Raw genomic sequence first — 22,264 nt, forward strand, 5'->3', positions numbered from 1 at the left:
GGCTTGCTCGCGAATGCGGTCTATCAGCAACAAAATCATTGCCTGACACAGCGCCTTCGCGAGCAAGCCCGTTCCCACATTGGAATTTCATCTGTCTTGAAATAGAGACTCAGCATGAAAATCACAGTACAGTAATTATAAATATCCATACATATCAATAATTTACAAACTTGGCACGCTTCCCGCTATAGCCCCTTCCTACAGCTACACCCCACAACAATAACAATCCGATGGAGACACACCATGAGTGTGATCATTGCCCTGGCGGCGCTCGCGCTGCTGATGCTGGCTGCCTACCGTGGCTATAGCGTCATCCTGTTTGCCCCTATCGCCGCCCTCGGCGCGGTGTTGCTCACTGACCCTTCCGCCGTCGCCCCAGCCTTTACCGGGGTGTTCATGGAAAAAATGGTCGGCTTTATCAAACTGTATTTCCCGGTATTCCTGCTCGGCGCGGTGTTCGGCAAGCTGATCGAGCTGTCGGGCTTTTCGCGCTCGATTGTCGCGGCCGCCATCCGCTTGCTCGGCACCCGCCAGGCGATGCTGGTGATCGTGCTGGTGTGTGCCTTGCTGACCTACGGCGGCGTGTCGCTGTTTGTGGTGGTGTTTGCGGTGTACCCGTTCGCCGCCGAGATGTTCCGCCAGAGCAATATCCCCAAGCGTCTGATCCCGGCGACCATTGCCCTGGGCGCGTTCTCGTTCACCATGGACGCCCTGCCCGGCACGCCGCAGATTCAGAACATCATCCCCAGCACCTTTTTCAACACCACCGCCTGGGCCGCGCCCTGGCTGGGCGTGATCGGCACGATCTTTGTGTTCTGCGCCGGCATGCTGTACCTGGCGCGCCAGCGCAACAAGGCCCAGCGTGCCGGTGAAGGCTATGGCACCGACTTGCGCAACGAGCCGGAAACCGCCGAAGACCTGAGCCTGCCCAACCCGTGGATCGCCCTGTCGCCGCTGATTCTGGTGGGGGTGATGAACCTGCTGTTCACCCACTGGATCCCGCAGTGGTACGGCAAGACCCACAGCCTCGCCCTGCCGGGCATGAGCGCACCGGTGACCACCGAAATCGCCAAGCTCACCGCGATCTGGGCGGTGCAGGCGGCCTTGCTGGTGGGGATCATCATGGTCCTGGTGTTCGGCTTCCAGGCGATCAAGAGCAAGCTGGCCGAAGGCAGTAAAAGCGCAGTCAGCGGCGCGCTGCTGGCGGCGATGAACACCGCTTCGGAATACGGCTTCGGCGCGGTCATCGCCTCGTTGCCAGGCTTCCTGGTGCTGGCGGACTGGCTCAAGGGCATCCCCAACCCGCTGGTCAACGAAGCGATTACCGTGACCCTGCTGGCCGGCATCACCGGCTCGGCGTCCGGCGGCATGAGCATCGCCCTGGCGGCCATGTCCGAGAGCTTTATTTCCGCGGCCCATGCCGCCAATATCCCTCTGGAAGTGCTGCACCGGGTCGCGGCCATGGCCAGCGGCGGCATGGACACCCTGCCGCACAACGGCGCGGTCATTACCCTGTTGGCGGTCACCGGGCTGACCCACCGCGAAGCCTACAAGGATATTTTCGGCATCACGATCATCAAGACCCTCGCGGTGTTCGTGGTGATCGGTACTTTCTACGCCACCGGTATTGTGTGAGGTTTTCATGACGACATTGAACGGCAAGACCGCCCTGGTCACCGGCTCCACCAGCGGCATCGGCCTGGGGATTGCCCTGAGCCTGGCCAAGGCCGGCGCCAATCTGATCCTCAACGGGTTCGGCGATGCCAGCGCGGTGATCGCCCAGGTGCAAGCCTTCGGCGGCAAAGTCGGCCATCACCCGGCGGATGTCAGCGACCCGGCGCAAATCGCCGAGATGGTCGCCTACGCCGAGCGCGAGTTCGGCGGCATCGACATCCTGGTGAACAACGCGGGCATTCAGCATGTGGCGGCAGTGGAAGACTTCCCGGTGGAGCGCTGGGACTCGATCATCGCGATCAACCTGTCGTCGGTGTTCCACAGCACGCGCCTGAGCCTGCCGGGCATGAAGACCAAGGGCTGGGGACGGATCGTCAATATCGCCTCGGTACACGGCCAGGTCGGCTCGGTCGGCAAGGCCGCGTACGTCGCAGCCAAGCACGGGGTGATCGGCCTGACCAAAGTGGTCGGCCTGGAAACCGCCACCAGCAATGTGACCTGCAATGCCATCTGCCCCGGCTGGGTCCTGACCCCGCTGGTGCAAAAGCAGATCGACGATCGCATTGCTACAGGCGTAGACCCGCAACAGGCCCAGCATGATCTGCTGGCCGAGAAGCAGCCCTCCCTGGAGTTCGTCACCCCACCACAACTGGGTGAACTGGTACTGTTCCTGTGCAGCGAAGCCGGCAGCCAGGTACGTGGCGCGGCGTGGAATATTGATGGTGGGTGGTTGGCCCAGTAACCCAAACACCGCAAATCCCCTGTAGGCGCAGGCAAGCCTGCGCCCACAGTTTGGATGTGTGGTGCCTGGCAGATTTCATACAAGAACAAGAGAGTGCGCCATGTCCGATATCCTCTGGCAACCCAGCCCGGAACGCATCCACACCACCCGGATGGACCAGTTCCGGCGCTTTATCAATGATCGCCACGCCTTGCAGATCAACGATTACCCCACCCTGCACCAATGGAGCATCGACCAGCGCCCGGATTTCTGGGCGGCGATTGTCGAGTTCTTCGACGTGCAGTTTCGTACGCCACCCAGCACCGTGCTGGTGGAAGGCACGCAGATGCCCAGCGCCCAGTGGTTTCCCGGCGCCACCCTGAACTTTGCCGAGCACCTGCTGCGCCGCCGCGATGACCACCCCGCCGTGGTCGCCATCGGCGAAGACGGCCAGCGCGAACAACTGAGCTACGCCGAACTGGCCCGCCACGTCGCCGGCCTGCAACGCAGCCTGCAAGCGGCGGGCGTGGGCCTGGGTGATCGGGTGGCGGCGTGCATGCCCAATACCTGGCAAACCCTGGTGGGCATGCTTGCCACTACCAGTCTCGGGGCGATCTGGTCGTGTTCCTCGCCGGACTTCGGCACCCAAGGGGTGATCGACCGCTTCGGCCAGATCGAGCCCAAGGTGCTGATCACCTGCGCCGGTTATCGCTATGCCGGCAAGCTGATCGACCAGAGCGCCAAGCTCAATGAAATCCTCGACCGCCTGCCGTCCCTGCAACACCTGATCATCGTGCCCTACGCCCGACCCGAGGCGCGCGTCGAGGATTACCCGACCCAGGCCAACGTCGCCCTGTGGGATGACTTCTACCGCCCCGGCGGCGAACCGCAGTTTGTCGCCGTGCCCTTCGACCATCCGCTGTACATCCTCTACTCCAGCGGCACCACCGGCGTGCCCAAATGCATCATCCACAGTACCGGCGGCGTGCTGCTGACTCACCTCAAGGAACATGGCCTGCACGCCGACCTGTCACGCGACGACTGCCTGTTTTACTACACCACCTGCGGCTGGATGATGTGGAACTGGCTGGTGTCGGCCCTGGCCATCGGTGCCACGGTAGTGCTGTACGACGGCTCGCCGTTTCATCCGGGGCCGGAGCGCCTGATTGACCTGATCTACCAGGAGCGCATCAGCGTGTTCGGCACCAGCCCGAAATTCCTCGCCACCCTGGAAAAGGCCGGCCTGCAACCGCGTCGCAGCCATGACCTGGGCAGCCTCAAGTGCCTGATCTCGACCGGCTCGCCACTGTCGCCCCAGAGCTACGACTACGTGTACCGCGACATCAAACAGGAGCTGTGCCTGTCGTCGATGTCGGGCGGTACCGATATCGTCTCCTGCTTTGTCATCGGCAACCCGGTGCTGCCGGTACGGCGCGGCGAAATGCAGTGCAAGAGCCTGGCGATGGCCATCGAAGTGTGGGACGACCAGGGCCGGGCGCTGGTCGGCGAAAAAGGCGAACTGGTATGCACCCGGCACTTCCCGGCCATGCCCATTGGCCTGTGGAATGACCCACAGGGGGAAAAACTGCGCGCCTCGTATTTCAGCCAGTTCCCCGGCGTCTGGGCCCAGGGCGACTATGCCGAGCAACGCGCCAATGGCAGCCTGCTGATCCATGGCCGTTCGGATGCGGTGCTCAACCCCGGTGGCGTGCGCATCGGTACGGCGGAAATCTACCGCCAGGTGGAAAAAGTCCCCCAGGTCCTGGAAAGCCTGGCCATCGGCCAACGCTGGCAGGACGACGTGCGCGTGGTGCTGTTTGTGCGCCTCAATGACGGTGAACACCTGGACGCCGCGCTTGAGCAGCAGATCCGCGAGGTGATCCGCGCCAACACCACGCCGCGCCATGTGCCGGCGAAGATCCTCAGTGTCAGCGACATCCCGCGCACCATCAGCGGCAAGATCGTCGAGTTGGCGGTAAGGAATGTCGTGCATGGCGAACCGGTGAAAAACACCGATGCCCTGGCCAACCCCGAAGCCCTGGAGCAGTTTCGCGACCGCCCTGAGCTGGCATAAAGGATGAAAGGTTTCAGCGCCCACACACTCATTTGAAGATAAACCCCTCAAGCATGCTATTTTTCGGGGGGTAGGCAGCCGTTTCCGCAGCACGGGATAATCGGCCTCTGTCATTCTTCAAGCGTTACGCGCGGGACACTTACACATGAACGGATCACCCACCGGCAGCCAGGCCGCGGCCCTGATCGCACGGCTGGACTGGGCCACAAGCCCCCTCGGTGATGCCAGCCATTGGCCACAAAGCCTGCGCACGGCAGTCGATATCGTCATCCACTCACCGATGCCGATGCTGTTGCTGTGGGGCGACGAACTCACGCAGATCTACAACGATGGCTTCGCCCTGCTGGCCGGCAACAAGCACCCCCAGGCCTTCGGCCAGCCGACCCACCAGGTCTGGCCGGAGATGCAACACTTCACCGCCCCGATCTACAGCGCCGTACTGGCCGGCCAGGTGCGCACCTTCAGCGAGCAGCGTTTTATCCTGCAGCGCAATCACCGTGATACGGAAATCTGGCTGGACCTGACCTACAGCCCGATCCGCGACGAACGTGGCCAGGTCGCCGGGGTCCTGGTGACGGCGATTGAAACCAACGAGCGCCGGCAACTCGCCCAGGAGCTGCAACAACGCTCCGAGGCCAGCCTCAAGGCCCAGCACGATACCGAGCAACGCTTGCAACTGGCCCTGGCCGCCACCGATGCAGTGGGCACCTGGGACTGGGATATCAGCGAAGACCGCTTTATTGCCGACAGCCATTTTGCCCAACTTCATGGGGTTGATCCGGCTAAAGCCCGGCAGTTGCCCATCAGTGATTACCTGCAAGGCGTGCACCCGGAAGACCGTGGCATGGTGGCCCGCAGCATCAAGCATTGCATCAGCCATGGCTCCGAGTACGCCGAGGAATATCGCCTGCTCCAGGCCGACGGCCAGGTGCGCTGGGTGTTTGCCCGTGGCCGCTGCTACAAGGATCACCACGGCCGGCCGGCGCGCTTTCTCGGGGCGGCCCTGGACCTGACCGAACGCAAGCACACCGAGCAAGCCCTGCGCCAGAGCCAGACCGAGCTGCAGTTGATCATCAACGCGATGCCGGTGCTGATCGGTTATGTCGATCACGAAGAGCGCTTTCGCCTGAACAACAGCGCCTACCTCGACTGGTATGGCCTGACCCCGCAAGAGCTGTATGGCAAGACCATCCGCGAAGTGATCGGCGCCGAGATCTATGCCGGGCGCGCCGATAAGATCGCCGCCGCCCTCAAGGGCAAGGCCTGCAGTTTCATTACCGTCACCCCCCATCGCGATGGCCGGCCCCGGCATGCGCTGATGAAGTACCTGCCGCGCTTCAGCGCCGATGGCTCGGTCAATGGTTTCTACATCTTTGTGATTGATGAGACCGAGCGCAAACTCACCGAGGAAGCCCTGCGCCACCTCAACGACAACCTCGAAGAACGCGTGGCCCAGCGTACCCAGGCGCTGGCCGAAGCCAACCAGCGCCTGCAAAACGAAATGTTCGAGCGCGAGCGTGCCGAAGACGCGCTGCGCCATGCGCAAAAAATGGAAGCGGTCGGCCAGCTTACCGGTGGGATAGCCCATGACTTCAACAATATGCTCACCGGGATCATCGGCAGCCTGGACCTGATGCAGCGCTACATCGCCGCCGGCCGTAGCGATGAGATCGGCCGCTTCACCGACGCCGCCGTGTCCTCGGCCCATCGCGCCGCCGCCCTGACCCATCGCCTGCTGGCCTTCTCCCGGCGCCAGTCCCTGGACCGCCGGCCCCTGGACCCGAACCAGTTGGTCGCGTCCCTGGAAGACCTGTTCCGCCGTACCAAAGGCGCCCATATCGAACTCAAGGTGCAGCTGGGCAGCGATATCTGGCCGGTAAACACCGACGCCAGCCAACTGGAAAACGCCCTGCTCAACCTGGTGATCAACGCCCGCGATGCCATGCCTGATGGTGGGCTACTGAGCATCGAGACCGCCAACAGCTACCTCGACGGCACCGACATCACCACCCTGGAGCCGGTCAAGGCCGGCGACTACGTGATGCTCGGCGTGTGCGACAACGGCGCCGGCATGACCCCGAAAATCCTGGCCAAGGCCTTCGACCCCTTCTTTACCACCAAGCCCATCGGCCAGGGCACCGGCCTGGGATTGTCGATGATCTATGGTTTTGCCCAGCAATCGGGCGGCCACGTCACGATCCACAGTGAACCGGGCCGGGGCACCTGCGTGCGCCTGTACCTGCCGCGCCTGCATGGCACCGCCCTGGAAAAAGTCCCGCCGCAGGTCCCCGTGGAAGCCCCCCTGGCGCTGGACGGCGAAGCCGTGGTGGTGGTCGAGGACGATGCGGCGGTGCGTATGCTGGTGGTCAACCTGCTGGATGAATTGGGCTACACCGCCCACCAGGCGGCCGACGCACGCGCAGCCCTGCCACTGCTGGAGTCCGACCTGCGGGTGGACTTGCTGGTGACCGATGTCGGCCTGCCCGGCATGAACGGCCGGCAACTGGCGGAAATCGCCCGCCAGCACCGCCCTACACTCAAGGTGCTGTTCATGACCGGCTACGCCGAGACCGCCGCCGAGCGCCAGGGCTTTCTGGAGGACGGCATGGACATGGTGGCCAAGCCGTTTTCCATTGACCAGTTGGCCACGAAAATCCGCAGCATGATCGGCGTCAAAGGCCAAGTTGATGCATAATCCCGCGCCTTCAAGCCCGACCGTTGCAAGGTAACTGCCCGATGAAAGCCCAAGCCCGCCATATCCTGGTCAAGACCAGCGAAGAAGCCGAACAACTCAAGCAGCGTATTGCCAAGGGCGAAGCCTTTGATGTGCTGGCCAAGAAGTTCTCCACCTGCCCGTCCGGCAAGCGCGGCGGCGATCTGGGTGAAGTGCGGCCGGGGCAGATGGTCGGGGTGATTGATGCGGTGATTTTCAAGAAACCGCTGCGGGTGGTGCATGGGCCGATCAAGAGCAAGTTTGGGTATCACCTGGTGCAGGTGTTCTACCGCGACTAGAGCACCCTGATCGTTCCCACGCTCCGCGTGGGAACGATCAGGGTGCTCTGCGTCCGCTTCTGGGACGCGGAGCGTCCGTAGCTGCATTCCCACGCGGAGCGTGGGAATGATCAGTCCCTGGGAATCAGCGCCCCCGGAATCTGGATCACCCGGCTGGCCAACCGATGCCCCGCCAAAGCCGCCTCTTGCGGTGAACCACCCCTGAGCCGACTGGCCAGATACGCTGCGCTGAACGAATCCCCCGCCGCCGTGGTGTCCACCACCTTTTCGACCACCTGCGCCGGCACCGCAAAACGCTCCCCGCCCTGGCGAATCAGGCAGTCATCCGCGCCGCGCTTGAGCACCACTTCCTCGATCCCTGGATAAGCGGCGAACACCTGCTCACTGTCGGCATAGCCAAACAGGGCACGCTCGTCGTCTTCGGTGAGCAAGGCCATATCCACCTGCGCCAACACCTGCTGATAGGCCTCACGAGCGGCTTCGACACTGGCCCACAGACGCGGCCGGTAGTTGTTGTCGAACACCACCCGGGCGCCACGCTGGCGGGCTTCCAGCAACGCGGCCAACAGGCGCACGCGCCCCACTTCGCCCAATACAGCCAGGGTGATACCGCTGAAATACAGCACGTCATAACACGGCAAGGCCGCCAGGACCGGCTCGGCCCCTGGCGTGGTGAAGCAATCGCGCACCGCCGCTTCGTTGCGCCAATAGAGGAATTTGCGCTCGCCGTGGGCATCGGTCTGGATGCAGTACAAACCCGGCAGGCGCCCCGGCAAGCGCTGGACCCGGTCCAGGCCAAGGCCTTCGGCGACCCATTGCTGACACATGGCATCGCTGAAACTGTCATCGCCCAGGGCGGTGACGTAATCCACCGTGCTGCTGGCCCCCAGTTCACGGCGCAGGTAGACGGCGGTGTTCAGGGTGTCGCCACCGAAGCTCTGTTGCAGGCTGCCGTCGGCGCGGTGTTGCAGTTCGATCATGCATTCGCCGATCAGGGCGATGCGCGGGTGTGGGGTCATATTTGGATTCTCGGCTGGGTTTTGGGGCCTCATCGCAGGCCAGCCAGCTCCCACATTGGAATGTTTTCACAAATCCCAATGTGGGAACTGGCTTGCCTGGGATGGCCGCGACGCGCTCTAGAAACAGGTGTGCAATGTCTCGATCACCTGCAACTGCTCATCCACCAAACACCCCACCTGCCACTTATCAAAGGTCAGGCACGGGTGCGAGGTGCCAAACGAGATGATGTCGCCAATACGCAGTTCAACCCCCGCCGCCACGCTCATGAAGGCATGCTGGTCCATCACCGCCGTGACCTTGCAGGCACTCACGTCATCGCCCACCGCCGGCAGCACGCCAGCCTTGTAGCGCTTGAGGGGCACCGGCAGGCCGGCGTCGTAGGCCACGTCGCGCTTGCCCAGGGCGATCACTGCAAACCCCGGCTGCGGCAACGACTGCACATGGGCCCAGACTTCCAGGGCCGGGCGCAGGCCCTCCGTGAGGTCGCTGCGCCGGTCCAGCACGCAGCATTGCGCCTCCTTGTAGATGCCGTGGTCGTGGGCCACATAGCTGCCGGGGCGCAGCACGCTGAGGAAGCGCCCTTCGGCGTTTTGCGCGGCGAAAGACTCGGCGATCAGGTCATACCAGGCCGAACCCGACGCGGTGATGATCGGCTTGCCCAGGTCAAAGGCCCCGCTGTTCTGCATATCCACCGCCAGGCGCACCAGGGACGCGGCAAACTCGCGGATACCGCTGATGGCATGCTCGCCGTGGATCACCCCTTCATAACCTTCGATCCCGGTAAGGGCCAGGGCCGGCTGGGCCTTGATTGCCCGCGCCAGGTCCAACACCTCTTGCTCGCTGCGGCAACCGCAGCGGCCGCCGACCACGCCGTATTCGATCATCACGTTCAGGCGCAGGCCACGGGCGGCGAAGAATGCGCCCAGGTCAGCGACGTTGTCCGGGTGATCGACCAGGCAATGGAAGTCAAACTCGGGGTCAGCCAGCAGCTCGGCGATCAACGTCATGTTCGGCGCGCCTACCAGTTGGTTGGCCATCAATACCCGGCGCACGCCACCGGCATAGGCCGCGCGGGTCTGCACCGCGGTAGCCAGGGTGATGCCCCAGGCGCCCTGCGCCAACTGACGCTGAAACAGCGCCGGCATCATGCTGGTCTTGCCATGGGGCGCCAGTTGCGCGCCGCTGTTGCTGACAAAGTCCTGCATCCAGCGGATGTTGTGTTCCAGGGCCGCGCGGTGCAGCACCAGGGCGGGCAGGCTGACGTCGCGTACCAGGTGGGCACCGCTGGCGGCGGCGCCTTTTTCAACAGCATTGAAGGCAGACATGGGGTTACTCCGTTTCGCTATTCATTGATGCGACGGGCCAGGTTATTGGCGCTTTCGATCAGCACCCGGCGGTAGTCGTCGTAATTGTTCTTGGCGTCGGCCCGTGGGGCGACGATGCACAGGGTCGCAATGGCGACACCCTGGGCGTCACGCACCGGGGCCGCAAAGCAATGGGTAAAGGTGTCGGCAACACTGTCGAAGGAAAAAAAGCCATCGACGCTGGCCTGGCGGATCTGCCCGAGGAAGGTGTCCAGGGATAAACGCTGGCCGTCCGGCAGGATAAAGTCGTCGTGGTCGATCAGGTCGATGATCTGCTGGTCGCTCAAATGCCCCAGCAACAGGCGCCCGGACGCGGTCCAGGGGATGGGCGCGTTTTCACCGATATCCGAAGAAATCCGGAAGTGCCGCTCGCCCTCGCGCATCAGCGCCACCGTGTACTTGCGCCCGTTGAGCAGGCACATCTGCGCCGTCTCGTGGGTTTGGCTGACGATCTCCTGCAAGGCGTGATCGGCCTCGCGGGTCAGGTCGAAATGGCGCAAGTGGGCTTGGCCGAGGAAGTACAGCTGGCGCCCCAGGTACACGTGCCCATCCTTGCCCACGGTTTCGAGAATCCGCCGCTCCAGCAGGGAGGCGACCAGTTCATAGACCGTGGACTTGGGGCTGCCAATGCCACTGGCAATATCATTGGGGCGCAGGGGCTGGCCGACTTCCTTGAGAAAATCGAGGATATCGAACGCTCGGTCCAGGCCTTTTGCGCGGCGCTTGATGGTGTCTTCGGTCATGGCGGTCTTCATCAGCGTAAGAGGTCCATGTAAAAGTCGCTTTGTGTGGGAGCGGGCTTGCTCGCGAAAGCGGCGTGTCAGCCAACAAATCTGGCACTGATACACCGTTTTCGCGAGCAAGCCCGCTCCCCCCCGAACTCACTCTCACATTGAATTTTTAGTGGTCTTGAGATCGGGCATTTAGCCTTTTTTCTTGTAGGCCACGCAATCAATCTCAACCTTGCAATCGACCATCATATTCGCCTGCACACAGGCCCGCGCCGGGGCGTGTTCGGGGGTGAAGTATTCGCCGAAGACTTTGTTGAAACTCCAGAAATCCCGCGGGTCTTCCAGCCATACGCCGACCCGGACCACGTCTTCAAGCCCATAGCCGGCCTCTTCAAGTATCGCCACCACGTTCTTCATGGTCTGGTGGGTCTGCTCGACAATCCCGCCGTGAATAATCTCGCCATCCACCGCCGGCACCTGGCCCGACACGTACAACCAGCCATCGGCCTCCACTGCACGGGCAAATGGGCGGGGTTGGCCACCGCCGGCAGTGCTGCCGGCGCCGTAACGAGTAATGCTCATAAAGTTGCTCCTTGATTAAAAACGAATATTTTTCAGAAATTCCGCCAGGCGTTGCGATTGCGGGCGCTCAAAGACCGCTTTGGGCGGGCCCTGCTCTTCAATCCGCCCCTGGTTCATAAACACGATGTTGTCCGAAACCTCGTAGGCAAAGCGCATTTCGTGGGTCACCAGCAACATGGTCATGCCCTCTTGCGCCAGGCCCTTGATCACACTGAGCACCTCGCCGACCAACTCCGGGTCCAGCGCAGAGGTCACTTCGTCGAACAGCATCAGGCTGGGGTTCATTGCAATCGCCCGGGCAATCGCCACGCGCTGTTGCTGGCCGCCGGACAACTGACCGGGGAAGTGGTTGCGCCGTTCCAGCAGGCCGACGCGCTCCAGCCATTTTTCCGCGAGGGCTACCGCCTCGTCCTTGCCCATATGCTTGACCTTGAGCAGGCCCAGGGTGATGTTCTGCAACGCCGTCAGATGGGGGAACAGGTTGAATTGCTGGAACGCCATGCCAGTCATGGCGCGGTGTTGGGCAATGAGTTTTTCCGGGTGACGCACGCGCTTGCCGGCAACATCGGCATAGCCAATGGACTCGCCGTCGAGGGTGATCTGCCCGCCCTGGAACTCTTCCAGCAGGTTGACGCAGCGCAGTAGCGTGGTCTTGCCCGAACCGCTGGAGCCGATCAAGGTCACCACGTTGCCGCGCTGCAGCGACAGGTCAACGCCCTTGAGGACTTCCACCGCACCGTATTGCTTGCGCAGGCCGCTGATGTTGAGCAATGGTTGATTCATGGCAAGGCCACCCGCTTTTCAATGTAGCGCCCGAATAACTCGATGGCGTAGTTGATGACAAAGAACAGAAAGCCGGCAAACAGGTAGAACTCCAGGGTCATAAAGGTCCGGGCGATCACTTGCTGGGTGCTCAACAGCAACTCGGCAACACCAATCACCGACAGCAGGGTCGAGGCCTTGACGATCTCGGTGGAGGAATTGACCCAGGTCGGCAAAATCTGCCGCAGTGCCTGGGGCAGTAATACATAGCCCAGGGACTGATAGAAGGTCAGGCCGATGGCCTTGCCCGCTTCCAGTTGCCCACGGGGAATGGCTTGCAACGCACCGCGCACAATCTCGGCGACATGGGAGCCGCAAAACAGCGTGAGGCCCAGGGCACCGGCCTGGAACGCACTGATCTGCCAGCCCAGCGCCGGGGCCATGTAAAAGCAGGCCAGTACCAGCACAAACACCGGGGTGCCACGGATCAGGTCAACGTACAGACGAAACGGCGCGCGCATCCAGAACTTGCCGTAGGTCAGCACCAAGCCGGCGACGATGCCGATCAGGGTGCCGAAGATAATCGCCAGCACCGAGCAATACACGCTGGTCTGGAACCCTGCCCACAGGGTTGCCCGGGCGATCCACAACTCATGCAGCCAATACATGGAAACCCCCTCTTATCGACGAATCGCCAGGCGCTGCTCCAGGTAACGCAGCAGCATGGCGATGAGGTAGCAGGCCGCCACGTAGAGCGCGGTCGTCACCAGCCAGGTTTCAATCACCCGGTAGCTTTCGACGTTGATCTTGCGGGCGTAATAGGTCAGCTCCGGCACGGCAATCGCCGCCGCCAGAGAGGTGTCCTTGAACAGTGAGATAAAGTTGTTCGACAGCGCCGGCAGCACGTTGCGCAGCATCACCGGCACCGTGATGTAGGCGCGGATCTGCCACTCCCCCAGGCCAATCGCCAGGCCGGCTTCGCGCAGGCCCTTGGGAATGTTCAACAGGCCGGCACGGAACACTTCGGTCAAGTAGGCCCCGGCGTACAACGACAGGGTGATGATGAACGAGGGGATCTTGTCCAGGCGGATGCCCAGGCTGGGCAAGGCAAAGTAGATCAACAGGATCAGCACCAGGATCGGCGTGTTGCGCACCACCGTCACATACACCGAGGCCAGAATCCGCAGCGCACGGTGCCTGGACAGCATGGCAAAGGCCATCAACAGGCCGATCACGCAGCCGATGGCAATCGACAGCAAGGCCAGTTGCAGGCCCAGGCCGAGGCCCGCCAGCAAGGTGTCGAAATCGCGCCAGACTGCGGCAAAATTCAGCTGATAGTTCATGGTCGGCACTACCTTGATTGGGGCGCCCGCTGCGACGCCCCGCGCTCAACAATCATTTGAATTCCACCGGAAAACCAATCGCCGGGGTCGGCAGATCAACGCCAAACCACTGCTTGAACGAGGCTGCATAGGTCGGAAACTCGACGCCGGTCATCGCCTCGTGCAGGGCGGTGTTGACGAAGTTCAGCCAGTCCTGATCGCCACGCTTGACCGCGCACGCGTAGGTTTGCGGGCTCCAGGCGTAGCTCGGGCTGCGGTAGCGGCCGGGGTTCTGCACCATCAGGTACTTGACCGATGACTGGTCGGTGGCCGCCGCGTCGGCACGCCCGGAGTTCACCGCCTGGTACATCAGGTCGACGCTGTCGTATTGATCCACCTTGGCCTTGGGCAGCGCCTGGTGCACCAGCTCTTCGGCGTAGACGTTTTGCAGCACCGCCACAGTGACGTCATCCCCCGCTGCCTGCAGGTCTTCGATTTGCTGGTATTTGCTGTTGGCCGGCAACAGCAGGCCCACACCTTCGCGGTAGTACGGCAGGGTGAACGCCACCTGCTGCGCACGGCTGGCGGTGACGGTGATGAACTGGCAGCTCATGTCGACTTTGTTGGTCAACAGGTTGGGAATCCGCGCATCGGACGACTGCACCACAAACTCGACCTTGCTCGGGTCGTTGAACAGGCCTTTGGCGACGATGCGCCCGATATCAATATCAAACCCCTGCAACTTGCCATCCGCGCCCTGGAAGTGCCACGGCGCATTGGTACTGCCTGTACCGACGAGCAGATGCCCACGTTTGAGCACTTCATCGAGCTTGCTGTCCGCCTGCACTTGGCTGGCGAGGCAAGCCGATGCGGCGAAGAGAAAAACACAGGCTTTAAACACGGAAGGTCGGCGATGCATGGCAAGCACTCCAGAAGTTGTGTATTCCGCTATACCGGAACTAGGTATGTAACAACGGAATAGACAGCAGAAAGTGTGCCACAGCCAGCAGGAGAAGCCTATTGAAGCGCACAAGTGTTTTTAAATCAGATAGATAAGCAGGCACCGACGAATCACCGCGCCGCCAGCGTCGGCAGACACACTGCTACCGTGCGCCACAATCCGTTGCGGTCCATCCCATTTGGGTGCGTTACCTGTGAATTCTCACAGTAGACCGTCCAGCCCACCCGACTTAGGGTTTGGCCAAGTGCCTACAAGGAGACTGTCATGGGACTGATCAACACGGTGATCGACGACGCGCAGGCGTATAGACGTGCGCTGCAGACGCCCCGCACGGTGTTTATGCTGTTTGTATCGCCCCAGTGCCCGGCGTGCGGCGCGGCCAAGCCACTGTTCAGCAAAGTGGCCGGTCGCTATCGACGCCAGGCGGCGCTTTATGTACTGGACACCAGCCAGACCCCACGGCATCCCGAGGTGACCGGCACGCCGACGCTGCTGATCTTGAAAAACGGCAGGCTGGTAGAGAAGCTCAAGGGGTTCGGCCCCTGGGAGACCCAGGAGCAGACCCTGAAAAGAACCTTCGAGCGGCACACCCGGGGTGTGCCGACCAAGCGGGCAAAGCCCCGTTAACCCAGCGCGACAGGGGCCAGCAGTACCTGCGTCACCCGCCGCTCCTCCACCGCCGCCACGGTCAGGCGCCAGCCTTCGTATTCCAGGCTGTCACCGACCACCGGCAGGCGATCCAACAGACTCATGACCAGGCCGGCGAGGGTCTGGTAATCCTCGGTGGCCACGGCCTTGAACCCAGTGCGCTGGCGAATCAGGTTCAGGTTCAACGCACCATTGGCGCGATAACCGCCCTGCTCTTCGACGATGTCCGGGCCTTCGACTTCACTGGCATCGGGCAACTCACCGGCGATGGACTCAAGGATGTCGGTCATGCTCAACACCCCCATGAAATCGCCAAATTCGTTGATCACAAAGGCGATGTGCGTCGACTCCTGGCGCATCTGCTCCAGGGCGTTGAGGATCGAGAAGCTGTCCAGCAGGTTGATCGCCCGCCGCGCCAGGTGTTCCAGGTTCGGCTCATTGCCGGCCAGGTACTCCTTGAGCAACTCCTTCTTATGCACGAAGCCCAGGGGCTCATCCACCGCGCCGTTACGGATCAACGGCAAGCGCGAGTAGGACGAGTGCATCAGTTTCAGGCGGATCGTCTCAGGGTCGTCGGCCAAGTCGATGTAGTCGACATTCGCCCGCGGGGTCATCAAGGTGCGGATCGGCCGCTCGGCCAGTTGCAGCACACCACTGATCATGATCCGTTCGCGACGGTCGAACAGCGGGCCTTGATGGTCCTGCGAGTCGCCCAACAGGTCCGTAACGTCCTCACACACTTCTTCCACCGCCAGGCTGCGACCGCCCAGCAGACGCATCACCGCATGGGCAGTGCGCTCACGGATCGGCCGCAGGCCTTGCGCCGACTTCTTGCGGCGCGCCCGGGCGATCTGGTTGAACACCTCGATCAGGATCGAGAAGCCGATGGCCGCGTACAGGTAGCCTTTCGGGATGTGGAAGCCCAGACCTTCGGCGGTCAGGGCGAAACCGATCATCATCAAGAAGCCCAGACACAGCATGATCACCGTCGGGTGCGCATTGACGAAGCGAGTCAGCGGCTTGCTGGCCACGATCATTACGCCGATGGACACGATTACCGCGATCATCATCACCGCCAGCTCGTCAACCATGCCGACCGCAGTAATCACCGCGTCGAGGGAGAACACAGCGTCCAGCACCACGATCTGCGCCACAATCGGCCAGAACATCGCGTAGGCGGCATTGCCGGTGCGCTCGGTGACATGCCCTTCGAGCCGCTCATGCAACTCCATGGTGGCCTTGAACAACAGGAACACACCACCAAACAGCATGATCAGGTCACGTCCGGAGAAGCTCTTGTCGAACACCTCGAACAACGGCTGGGTCAAGGTCACCAACCAGGAAATACTCGCCAACAGGCCCAGGCGCATGATCAGCGCCAGGGACAGGCCGATCAACCGCGCACGGTCACGCTGCTCCGGTGGCAGCTTGTCCGCCAGGATCGCGATAAACACCAGGTTGTCGATACCCAGTACCAGTTCCAACACAATCAAGGTCAACAGGCCGAGCCAGGCCGTTGGATCCGCTAACCATTCCATATAGAAGTCTCTGTCTCTTTATTGATTTTCAGAATGCCGGGCACAACAAGACGCGGTCCGATGACCGGGAAAAGGTTAGCAGCCTAAATAGAGGATGTTTCAGCGGGAACGTCGGCAGTAGCGGTCTTGGAGAAAGACGACTGGGGGGCTCCGAGAGGGTGTTCATGCAAATCCTGCAGTGAGAAAAGGACGTTAATCCTACATGGAAAATACAAATTCCCTACAATTTAAAACCATTACAAGATCTGTAAAAGCCACCCCTCGAAAGCCTGTGCCGTGGTCTTGCGTGGTGGCTTATGTGGGAGCTGGCTTGCCTGCGATAGCATCGCCTCGATCTAACTGATACACCGAGGTGCCTGCATCGCAGGCAAGCCAGCTCCCACACAAGCCCCCCCCCACACACGCCAGTGCCCATATTTTGAGAGGCGACAGGTCAGGTTTTGCGGGTAGCGTCGTCCAGCGCCAGGATGGTGTGGGCATTGGTTACCGTGGTCGCCAGCGTATTGATCACCCCCGAGCGCAACGCCCCCAGGGTCGCCGCCGCCTTGGTGTTTTCACTGGCAATCGCCACCACATCGGGAATGCGGAACAACTCCTGCACCGTCAAGCCGATCACTCGCCCCTGGATGGCGTTGACCGCCGGCTGGCCATGAATGTCGATAAAGTCGTACCCCATCATGTCGCCCACCGTGCCGGACAAGCGCGCCTGGGCGATTTCCTGGGGTGAGAACCAGCCCATGCGCACCATATTGCTGTTCTCGCTCATGTCGCCGATGCCGATCAGCGCCATATCGGCGCGCCGTGCGCGGTCGAGGGTGGAGCGTACGGTGTCGTTGCTGATCAACACGCTGCGCAGTTCCGGGTTGGCCACCAGCGCCGGGGCGTACAGGCTTTCGCTCTCGCCGCCAAAACGCAGGGCCAGGCGTCGGCAGATATGGTCGGGGTTCATGTATTCGCCCGCCTTGAGCGAACCGCCAATGGCGCAGACAAATGTGCAGTTGCGCGTCACCGGCAAAAACACGTTATCGGCCACCGCCCCCACATTGCGCCCCATGCCCACAGCGACAATCATGCCGTCGCCCAGGGTCTTGTTCAGGTAGTTGGCCACCAGGCTGGCCACGGCGGAGCGCTGGGTGTCGGCGTCACTGTGATCGACCGCGATCAACGCGCGGTCCAGCTGGAAGCGCTCCACCAACGCCTGTTCCAATTCGTTGTTCATCGCCGGATGCTGCAGTACCCGCACCTCGACTATCCCTTCATCGCGCGCACGCTTGAGCAGCCGGCTGACTTTGGCCCGGGACAGATCAAAGCGCTTGGCGATGGCTTCCTGAGTGACGTTCTCAAGGTAATAGAGCATCGCCACTTCGGTCATCAGATCGATATCGCTGGCGGTGCGCAGGGTACTGTCACTCATGGGGACGGGCTTCCGTTTCGGCGTCAAAGGCGCATTCTCCCGACTCTTGCCCCGCTACGTCCACTACTGATGCCCATCACGCTCAATGGCGTTGATGCGCTCGACCTTGGCTCCGGAACGCGCTGCCTCGAACTCCGAGGCCAGAAACGCGGTGACGATGCTCTTGGCCAGCTCCGCCCCCACCACCCGCGCACCGATGGACAGGATCTGCGCATCGTTGCTCTTGCGCGCCCGCTCCGCCGAATAGGTGTCATGGGCCTGAGCCGCGCGAATACCCAAGACTTTATTGGCCGAGATGGCCATGCCGATGCCCGTGCCACACACCAGCACTCCCAGGCGCTGCTGCCCGCCGTTGATGGCCGTGGCCACCGCCAGCGCAATATCCGGGTACAGCACCGGCGCCGTGGAATGGGTGCCAAAGTCGGTCACCGGATACCCCAGCGCCTCGATATGGCGCTTCAACAGCTCCTTGAGCTCAAAACCCGCTTCGTCACATCCGATAGCCACCGGGAAAGGTGTGTTCATGGCATTAGGCTCCGCTGCCGTGGTGAAACTTAAGACTGATCATATGATCACTCAATGAAATTTCGATCAGGCATTTCTCGGATATTCCCTCGCAACTGTCAAGCACGTTTTAACTGACCCTCCAGTCAAACCCCTCTAAAACGCCAAACATTAAGAAATTGCCGGCGATTACAAGTTTCCAGTGAAAGAGATTGACTGATCAGAATTTCATTTGGTACACATATGATCACGCAGCAACACGACTGTGTACCTAATAAGAATTCACAGCACGAGGACACGCCGATGGCCACGCCATTACTGCTCCAGGCTGAACACGTCGCCAAGGCCTACGCCGGCATCCCTGCCCTGCGTGACGGCCGCCTCTCGCTGCGGGCCGGTAGCGTGCACGCCCTGTGCGGCGGCAATGGCGCGGGCAAATCCACCTTCCTCAGTATCTTGATGGGCATTACCCAACGTGATGCCGGCAACATCCTGCTCAATGGCGCTCCCGTACATTTCAATCGTCCCAGCGAAGCGCTGGCGGCGGGGGTCGCGATGATCACCCAGGAGCTGGAACCGATCCCCTACATGAGCGTCGCCGAAAATATCTGGCTGGGCCGCGAACCACGGCGCGCCGGCTGCATCGTCGACAGCAAGGAACTGCACCGGCGCACCCGCGAGCTCCTGGAAAGCCTGGAGTTCGAGGTCGACGCCAGCGCCCCTATGCATCGCCTGAGCGTGGCGCAGATCCAACTGGTGGAGATCGCCAAGGCGTTCAGCCATGACTGCCAGGTGATGATCATGGACGAGCCCACGTCCGCCATCGGCGAGCGCGAAGCCGAAACCCTGTTCAAGGCCATCCGCCGCCTCACCGCCCGTGGCGCCGGGATCGTGTATGTGTCCCATCGCCTCAGCGAGCTTGCGCAGATAGCCGACGACTACAGCATCTTCCGCGATGGCGCCTTCGTCGAAAGCGGGCGCATGGCCGATATCGACCGCGCCCACCTGGTGCGCGGCATCGTCGGCCAGGAATTGACGCGCATCGACCACAAGGTCGGCCGCGAAAGCGCCGCCGACTGCTGCCTGGACGTCCAGGGCCTGAGCCGCAGCGGCGAGTTCCAGGACATCAGCCTGCAAGTGCGCCAGGGCGAAATCCTCGGCATCTACGGGCTGATGGGCTCGGGGCGCAGCGAGTTCCTCAACTGCATCTACGGCCTGACCACCCCGGACGCCGGCAGCGTCACCCTGCAAGGCAAGCCGATGCCCATCGGCCTGCCCAAGGCGACCATCCGCGCCGGCATGTCCCTGGTCACCGAAGACCGTAAGGAAAGCGGCCTGGTACTCAGCTCCAGCATCCTCTCGAACATCGCGCTGTCGGCGTACAAGCAACTGTCGAGTTGGTCGTTGATCAATGCGCGCAAGGAAACCCAACTGGCCGAGGACATGGTCAAGCGCCTGCAGATCAAGACCACCTCCCTCGATCTGCCAGTGGCGTCCATGAGCGGCGGCAACCAGCAAAAGGTAGTGCTCGCCAAATGCCTGTCGACCCAACCGGTGTGCCTGCTGTGCGATGAACCGACCCGGGGCATCGACGAAGGTGCCAAGCAGGAGATCTATCACTTGCTCGACCAGTTCGTGCGCGCCGGTGGCGCGGCCATCGTGGTGTCGTCCGAAGCCCCGGAACTGCTGCACCTGAGTGACCGTATCGCGGTCTTCAAGGGCGGCCGGCTGGTGACTATCAGCAGCGACACCGCCCTTTCCCAGGAAGCCTTGTTGAGTCTTGCCTCATGAATGCCAAAACCCTTGCCACGCCACTGACCACCCCCGCGCGCAGCCGTCTGCGCCTTTCCCTCGACCGCTTTGGCCTGCCACTGGTGTTTATCCTGCTGTGCGTGGTCATGGCGTTTTCCAGCGAATACTTCATGACCTGGCGCAACTGGATGGACATCCTGCGCCAGACCTCGATCAACGGCATCCTGGCAGTGGGCATGACCTACGTGATCCTGACCAAGGGCATCGACCTGTCGGTAGGTTCGATCCTCGCCTTCGCCGGGCTGTGCAGCGCCCTGGTCGCGACCCAGGGCTACGGACTGCTCGCCGCCGTCAGTGCCGGGATGTTCGCCGGAGCGATGCTGGGGATGGTCAACGGCTTCATGGTGGCCAATCTGTCGATCCCGCCTTTTGTTGCCACGCTGGGCATGCTGAGTGTGGCCCGGGGCATGACCTTTATCCTCAACGATGGCAGCCCGGTCACCGACCTGCCGGACGCCTACCTGGCCCTGGGCATCGGCAAGCTCGGGCCGATTGGCATACCGGTCATTATCTTTGCGGTGGTCGCGCTGATCTTCTGGATGGTGCTGCGCTACACCACCTACGGGCGCTATGTGTACGCGGTGGGCGGCAACGAAAAAAGCGCACGCACCTCGGGGATCGGTGTGCGCAAGGTGACGTTCTCGGTGTACGTGGTCTCGGGCTTGCTCGCCGGCCTGGCGGGCGTGGTGCTGTCCGCGCGCACCACCTCCGCCCTGCCCCAGGCCGGCATGTCCTATGAGCTGGATGCGATTGCCGCCGTGGTGATCGGCGGCACCAGCCTGTCCGGCGGCGTCGGCACCATCGTCGGCACGCTGTTCGGCGCCCTGCTGATCGGGGTGATCAACAACGGCCTGAACCTGCTTGGCGTGTCCTCCTATTACCAGCAGGTCGCCAAGGGCTTGATCATCGTACTCGCGGTGTTGATTGACGTGTGGCGCAAGAAAAAACGCTAGTCGCTTTTGCTCTGAACCGAACTGAACGACCACAACAATAAACGGGGTTCTCATTATGAAATTCGCTACATCGTTTGCCGCCGTGGCGGCCCTCTCCCTGCTCGCCAGCAGCATCACCCTGGCCGCCGATGGCAAGACCTACAAAATCGGCGCCGCCGTATACGGGCTCAAGGGCCAGTTCATGCAGAACTGGGTGCGCGAGCTGAAGGAGCATCCGGCGGTCAAGGATGGCACCGTGCAGTTGACCGTCTTCGACGGCAACTATGACGCACTGACCCAGAACAACCAGATCGAAAACATGGTCACCCAGCGCTACGACGCGATCCTCTTCGTGCCCATCGACACCAAGGCCGGTGTCGGCACGGTGAAGCAGGCAATGTCCAACGATGTGGTGGTGATCGCCTCCAACACCAAGGTCGCCGACGCCAGCGTGCCGTACGTGGGCAACGACGATGTCGAGGGTGGTCGCCTGCAGGCCCAGGCCATGGTCGACAAACTCCAGGGCAAGGGCAATGTGGTGATCATCCAGGGCCCGATTGGCCAGTCGGCGCAGATCGACCGGGAAAAAGGCGAGCTGGAAGTGCTGGGCAAACACCCCGGGATCAAGATCATCGAGAAGAAGACTGCCAACTGGGACCGCGCCCAGGCCCTGACCCTGACTGAAGACTGGCTGAACGCCCACCCCAAGGGCATCAACGGGGTGATCGCGCAAAACGACGACATGGCCCTCGGCGCCGTGCAGGCCCTCAAGTCCCATGGCCTGACCTCCAAGGAGGTGCCTGTCACCTCCATCGACGGCATGCCCGACGCCATCCAGGCGGCGAAACGAGATGAAGTCACCACCTTCCTGCAAGACGCCCAGGCCCAGTCCCAGGGCGCACTGGACGTAGCCCTGCGGCAACTGGCGGGCGAAGACTACAAGCCCAAGTCGGTGATTTGGGAGCGCTATGCCAAGGACCTGAAATGGGCCGACGGCACCGCGAAGAACTACATCTTGCCGTGGGTGCCGGTCACCAATGCCAATGCGGATGCGCTGTACCAGCAGGTCAGCGGCACTAAATAGCAACGCGGTCAATGTGGAAGCTGGCTTGCCTGCGATTGCCTCACCTCGGCATCCCTGACAGACCGAGGTGCCCCCATCGCAGGCAAGCCAGCTCCCACATCCGATCTCC

General features: G+C 62.0%; 20 protein-coding genes. 9 read left to right on the forward strand and 11 right to left on the reverse strand.

The features are described 5' to 3' along the window. Nucleotides 1-243: 243 nt before the first annotated feature. The 5 genes from HBO24_RS02980 to HBO24_RS03000 all read left to right on the forward strand — a co-directional run bounded on the left by HBO24_RS02980 (nucleotide 244) and on the right by HBO24_RS03000 (nucleotide 7,481). Nucleotides 244-1,635 (forward strand): GntP family permease, encoded by a 1,392-nt coding sequence (locus HBO24_RS02980; RefSeq protein WP_057959253.1) that lies wholly within the window; start codon nucleotides 244-246, stop codon nucleotides 1,633-1,635. Between the two features lie 7 nt (nucleotides 1,636-1,642). Continuing rightward, the gene (locus HBO24_RS02985) at nucleotides 1,643-2,416 is read left to right on the forward strand and encodes a 3-hydroxybutyrate dehydrogenase (protein WP_170059277.1); all 774 of its coding nucleotides are present in this window, start codon (nucleotides 1,643-1,645) and stop codon (nucleotides 2,414-2,416) included. A gap of 100 nt (nucleotides 2,417-2,516) precedes the next feature. Then, complete coding sequence (locus tag HBO24_RS02990) at nucleotides 2,517-4,469, forward strand: acetoacetate--CoA ligase (RefSeq protein WP_170059278.1); 1,953 nt, start codon at nucleotides 2,517-2,519, stop codon at nucleotides 4,467-4,469. A gap of 145 nt (nucleotides 4,470-4,614) precedes the next feature. After that, nucleotides 4,615-7,164 carry a PAS domain-containing protein gene (locus HBO24_RS02995; protein WP_170059279.1) on the forward strand — a complete coding sequence of 850 codons (2,550 nt, stop codon included), beginning with the start codon at nucleotides 4,615-4,617 and terminating at the stop codon, nucleotides 7,162-7,164. Between the two features lie 41 nt (nucleotides 7,165-7,205). Further along, nucleotides 7,206-7,481 carry a peptidylprolyl isomerase gene (locus HBO24_RS03000; RefSeq protein WP_029293742.1) on the forward strand — a complete coding sequence of 92 codons (276 nt, stop codon included), beginning with the start codon at nucleotides 7,206-7,208 and terminating at the stop codon, nucleotides 7,479-7,481. 110 nt (nucleotides 7,482-7,591) lie between these two features. Here HBO24_RS03000 and HBO24_RS03005 read toward each other — a convergent pair whose 3' ends face one another. The 8 genes from HBO24_RS03005 to HBO24_RS03040 all read right to left on the reverse strand — a co-directional run bounded on the left by HBO24_RS03005 (nucleotide 7,592) and on the right by HBO24_RS03040 (nucleotide 14,181). After that, a complete protein-coding gene (locus HBO24_RS03005) occupies nucleotides 7,592-8,500 on the reverse strand; it encodes a sugar kinase (protein WP_170059280.1) in 909 nt (302 codons plus the stop codon). Between the two features lie 117 nt (nucleotides 8,501-8,617). Further along, nucleotides 8,618-9,826 carry an amino acid deaminase gene (locus HBO24_RS03010; RefSeq protein WP_170059281.1) on the reverse strand — a complete coding sequence of 403 codons (1,209 nt, stop codon included), beginning with the start codon at nucleotides 9,824-9,826 and terminating at the stop codon, nucleotides 8,618-8,620. Between the two features lie 17 nt (nucleotides 9,827-9,843). Continuing rightward, a complete protein-coding gene (locus HBO24_RS03015) occupies nucleotides 9,844-10,608 on the reverse strand; it encodes an IclR family transcriptional regulator (protein WP_170059312.1) in 765 nt (254 codons plus the stop codon). A 180-nt stretch (nucleotides 10,609-10,788) separates the two neighbouring features. Further along, nucleotides 10,789-11,178 (reverse strand): RidA family protein, encoded by a 390-nt coding sequence (locus HBO24_RS03020; RefSeq protein WP_170059282.1) that lies wholly within the window; start codon nucleotides 11,176-11,178, stop codon nucleotides 10,789-10,791. A 15-nt stretch (nucleotides 11,179-11,193) separates the two neighbouring features. Then, nucleotides 11,194-11,961, reverse strand: a complete 768-nt coding sequence (locus tag HBO24_RS03025; RefSeq protein WP_170059283.1) for an amino acid ABC transporter ATP-binding protein — start codon at nucleotides 11,959-11,961, stop codon at nucleotides 11,194-11,196. Further along, nucleotides 11,958-12,608 carry an amino acid ABC transporter permease gene (locus tag HBO24_RS03030; protein WP_057440845.1) on the reverse strand — a complete coding sequence of 217 codons (651 nt, stop codon included), beginning with the start codon at nucleotides 12,606-12,608 and terminating at the stop codon, nucleotides 11,958-11,960. The genes HBO24_RS03025 and HBO24_RS03030 overlap by 4 nt, the downstream gene beginning before the upstream one ends. A 12-nt stretch (nucleotides 12,609-12,620) precedes the next feature. Next, nucleotides 12,621-13,283, reverse strand: a complete 663-nt coding sequence (locus HBO24_RS03035; protein WP_057440843.1) for an amino acid ABC transporter permease — start codon at nucleotides 13,281-13,283, stop codon at nucleotides 12,621-12,623. Between the two features lie 52 nt (nucleotides 13,284-13,335). After that, entirely contained in the window at nucleotides 13,336-14,181 is an 846-nt protein-coding gene (locus HBO24_RS03040; RefSeq protein ID WP_057440842.1) for a transporter substrate-binding domain-containing protein, read from the reverse strand. 306 nt (nucleotides 14,182-14,487) lie between these two features. On the opposite strand from HBO24_RS03040, the gene HBO24_RS03045 reads away from it, so the two are divergent. Next, on the forward strand, nucleotides 14,488-14,850 hold the full coding sequence (locus HBO24_RS03045; RefSeq protein ID WP_115128442.1) for a thioredoxin family protein: 363 nt from the start codon (nucleotides 14,488-14,490) through the stop codon (nucleotides 14,848-14,850). Here HBO24_RS03045 and HBO24_RS03050 read toward each other — a convergent pair. From HBO24_RS03050 to rpiB, 3 genes are all read right to left on the reverse strand, one after another. Further along, on the reverse strand, nucleotides 14,847-16,409 hold the full coding sequence (locus HBO24_RS03050; RefSeq protein WP_170059284.1) for a TerC family protein: 1,563 nt from the start codon (nucleotides 16,407-16,409) through the stop codon (nucleotides 14,847-14,849). The genes HBO24_RS03045 and HBO24_RS03050 overlap by 4 nt on opposite strands. Before the next feature lie 433 nt (nucleotides 16,410-16,842). Next, on the reverse strand, nucleotides 16,843-17,823 hold the full coding sequence (locus HBO24_RS03055) for a sugar-binding transcriptional regulator (protein ID WP_029293725.1): 981 nt from the start codon (nucleotides 17,821-17,823) through the stop codon (nucleotides 16,843-16,845). Nucleotides 17,824-17,886: 63 nt separating this feature from the next. Continuing rightward, a complete protein-coding gene (gene rpiB, locus HBO24_RS03060) occupies nucleotides 17,887-18,348 on the reverse strand; it encodes a ribose 5-phosphate isomerase B (protein WP_057440839.1) in 462 nt (153 codons plus the stop codon). Nucleotides 18,349-18,630: 282 nt separating this feature from the next. Between rpiB and HBO24_RS03065 the strand changes: the two genes are divergently transcribed. Genes HBO24_RS03065 through HBO24_RS03075 form a run of 3 tightly spaced genes read left to right on the forward strand, consistent with a single transcriptional unit; the run spans nucleotide 18,631 to nucleotide 22,155 of the window. Continuing rightward, complete coding sequence (locus HBO24_RS03065) at nucleotides 18,631-20,118, forward strand: sugar ABC transporter ATP-binding protein (protein ID WP_057444030.1); 1,488 nt, start codon at nucleotides 18,631-18,633, stop codon at nucleotides 20,116-20,118. Then, nucleotides 20,115-21,092 (forward strand): ABC transporter permease, encoded by a 978-nt coding sequence (locus HBO24_RS03070; RefSeq protein WP_115128444.1) that lies wholly within the window; start codon nucleotides 20,115-20,117, stop codon nucleotides 21,090-21,092. The genes HBO24_RS03065 and HBO24_RS03070 overlap by 4 nt, the downstream gene beginning before the upstream one ends. 55 nt (nucleotides 21,093-21,147) lie before the next feature. Beyond that, a complete protein-coding gene (locus HBO24_RS03075; protein ID WP_115128445.1) occupies nucleotides 21,148-22,155 on the forward strand; it encodes a substrate-binding domain-containing protein in 1,008 nt (335 codons plus the stop codon). Nucleotides 22,156-22,264 lie beyond the last annotated feature (109 nt).

Source organism: Pseudomonas sp. WS 5410 (assembly GCF_012985645.1).
Lineage (GTDB): Bacteria > Pseudomonadota > Gammaproteobacteria > Pseudomonadales > Pseudomonadaceae > Aquipseudomonas > Aquipseudomonas shahriarae.

Excerpts from the sequence above, each read along its gene's own strand:
- HBO24_RS02980 (WP_057959253.1), top strand. The coding sequence starts at position 244 with ATGAGTGTGATCATTGCCCTGGCGGCGCTCGCGCTGCTGATGCTGGCT.
- HBO24_RS02985 (WP_170059277.1), top strand. The coding sequence starts at position 1,643 with ATGACGACATTGAACGGCAAGACCGCCCTGGTCACCGGCTCCACCAGC.
- HBO24_RS02990 (WP_170059278.1), top strand. The coding sequence starts at position 2,517 with ATGTCCGATATCCTCTGGCAACCCAGCCCGGAACGCATCCACACCACC.
- HBO24_RS02995 (WP_170059279.1), top strand. The coding sequence starts at position 4,615 with ATGAACGGATCACCCACCGGCAGCCAGGCCGCGGCCCTGATCGCACGG.
- HBO24_RS03000 (WP_029293742.1), top strand. The coding sequence starts at position 7,206 with ATGAAAGCCCAAGCCCGCCATATCCTGGTCAAGACCAGCGAAGAAGCC.
- HBO24_RS03005 (WP_170059280.1), bottom strand. The coding sequence starts at position 8,500 with ATGACCCCACACCCGCGCATCGCCCTGATCGGCGAATGCATGATCGAA.
- HBO24_RS03010 (WP_170059281.1), bottom strand. The coding sequence starts at position 9,826 with ATGTCTGCCTTCAATGCTGTTGAAAAAGGCGCCGCCGCCAGCGGTGCC.
- HBO24_RS03015 (WP_170059312.1), bottom strand. The coding sequence starts at position 10,608 with ATGACCGAAGACACCATCAAGCGCCGCGCAAAAGGCCTGGACCGAGCG.
- HBO24_RS03020 (WP_170059282.1), bottom strand. The coding sequence starts at position 11,178 with ATGAGCATTACTCGTTACGGCGCCGGCAGCACTGCCGGCGGTGGCCAA.
- HBO24_RS03025 (WP_170059283.1), bottom strand. The coding sequence starts at position 11,961 with ATGAATCAACCATTGCTCAACATCAGCGGCCTGCGCAAGCAATACGGT.
- HBO24_RS03030 (WP_057440845.1), bottom strand. The coding sequence starts at position 12,608 with ATGTATTGGCTGCATGAGTTGTGGATCGCCCGGGCAACCCTGTGGGCA.
- HBO24_RS03035 (WP_057440843.1), bottom strand. The coding sequence starts at position 13,283 with ATGAACTATCAGCTGAATTTTGCCGCAGTCTGGCGCGATTTCGACACC.
- HBO24_RS03040 (WP_057440842.1), bottom strand. The coding sequence starts at position 14,181 with ATGCATCGCCGACCTTCCGTGTTTAAAGCCTGTGTTTTTCTCTTCGCC.
- HBO24_RS03045 (WP_115128442.1), top strand. The coding sequence starts at position 14,488 with ATGGGACTGATCAACACGGTGATCGACGACGCGCAGGCGTATAGACGT.
- HBO24_RS03050 (WP_170059284.1), bottom strand. The coding sequence starts at position 16,409 with ATGGAATGGTTAGCGGATCCAACGGCCTGGCTCGGCCTGTTGACCTTG.
- HBO24_RS03055 (WP_029293725.1), bottom strand. The coding sequence starts at position 17,823 with ATGAGTGACAGTACCCTGCGCACCGCCAGCGATATCGATCTGATGACC.
- rpiB (WP_057440839.1), bottom strand. The coding sequence starts at position 18,348 with ATGAACACACCTTTCCCGGTGGCTATCGGATGTGACGAAGCGGGTTTT.
- HBO24_RS03065 (WP_057444030.1), top strand. The coding sequence starts at position 18,631 with ATGGCCACGCCATTACTGCTCCAGGCTGAACACGTCGCCAAGGCCTAC.
- HBO24_RS03070 (WP_115128444.1), top strand. The coding sequence starts at position 20,115 with ATGAATGCCAAAACCCTTGCCACGCCACTGACCACCCCCGCGCGCAGC.
- HBO24_RS03075 (WP_115128445.1), top strand. The coding sequence starts at position 21,148 with ATGAAATTCGCTACATCGTTTGCCGCCGTGGCGGCCCTCTCCCTGCTC.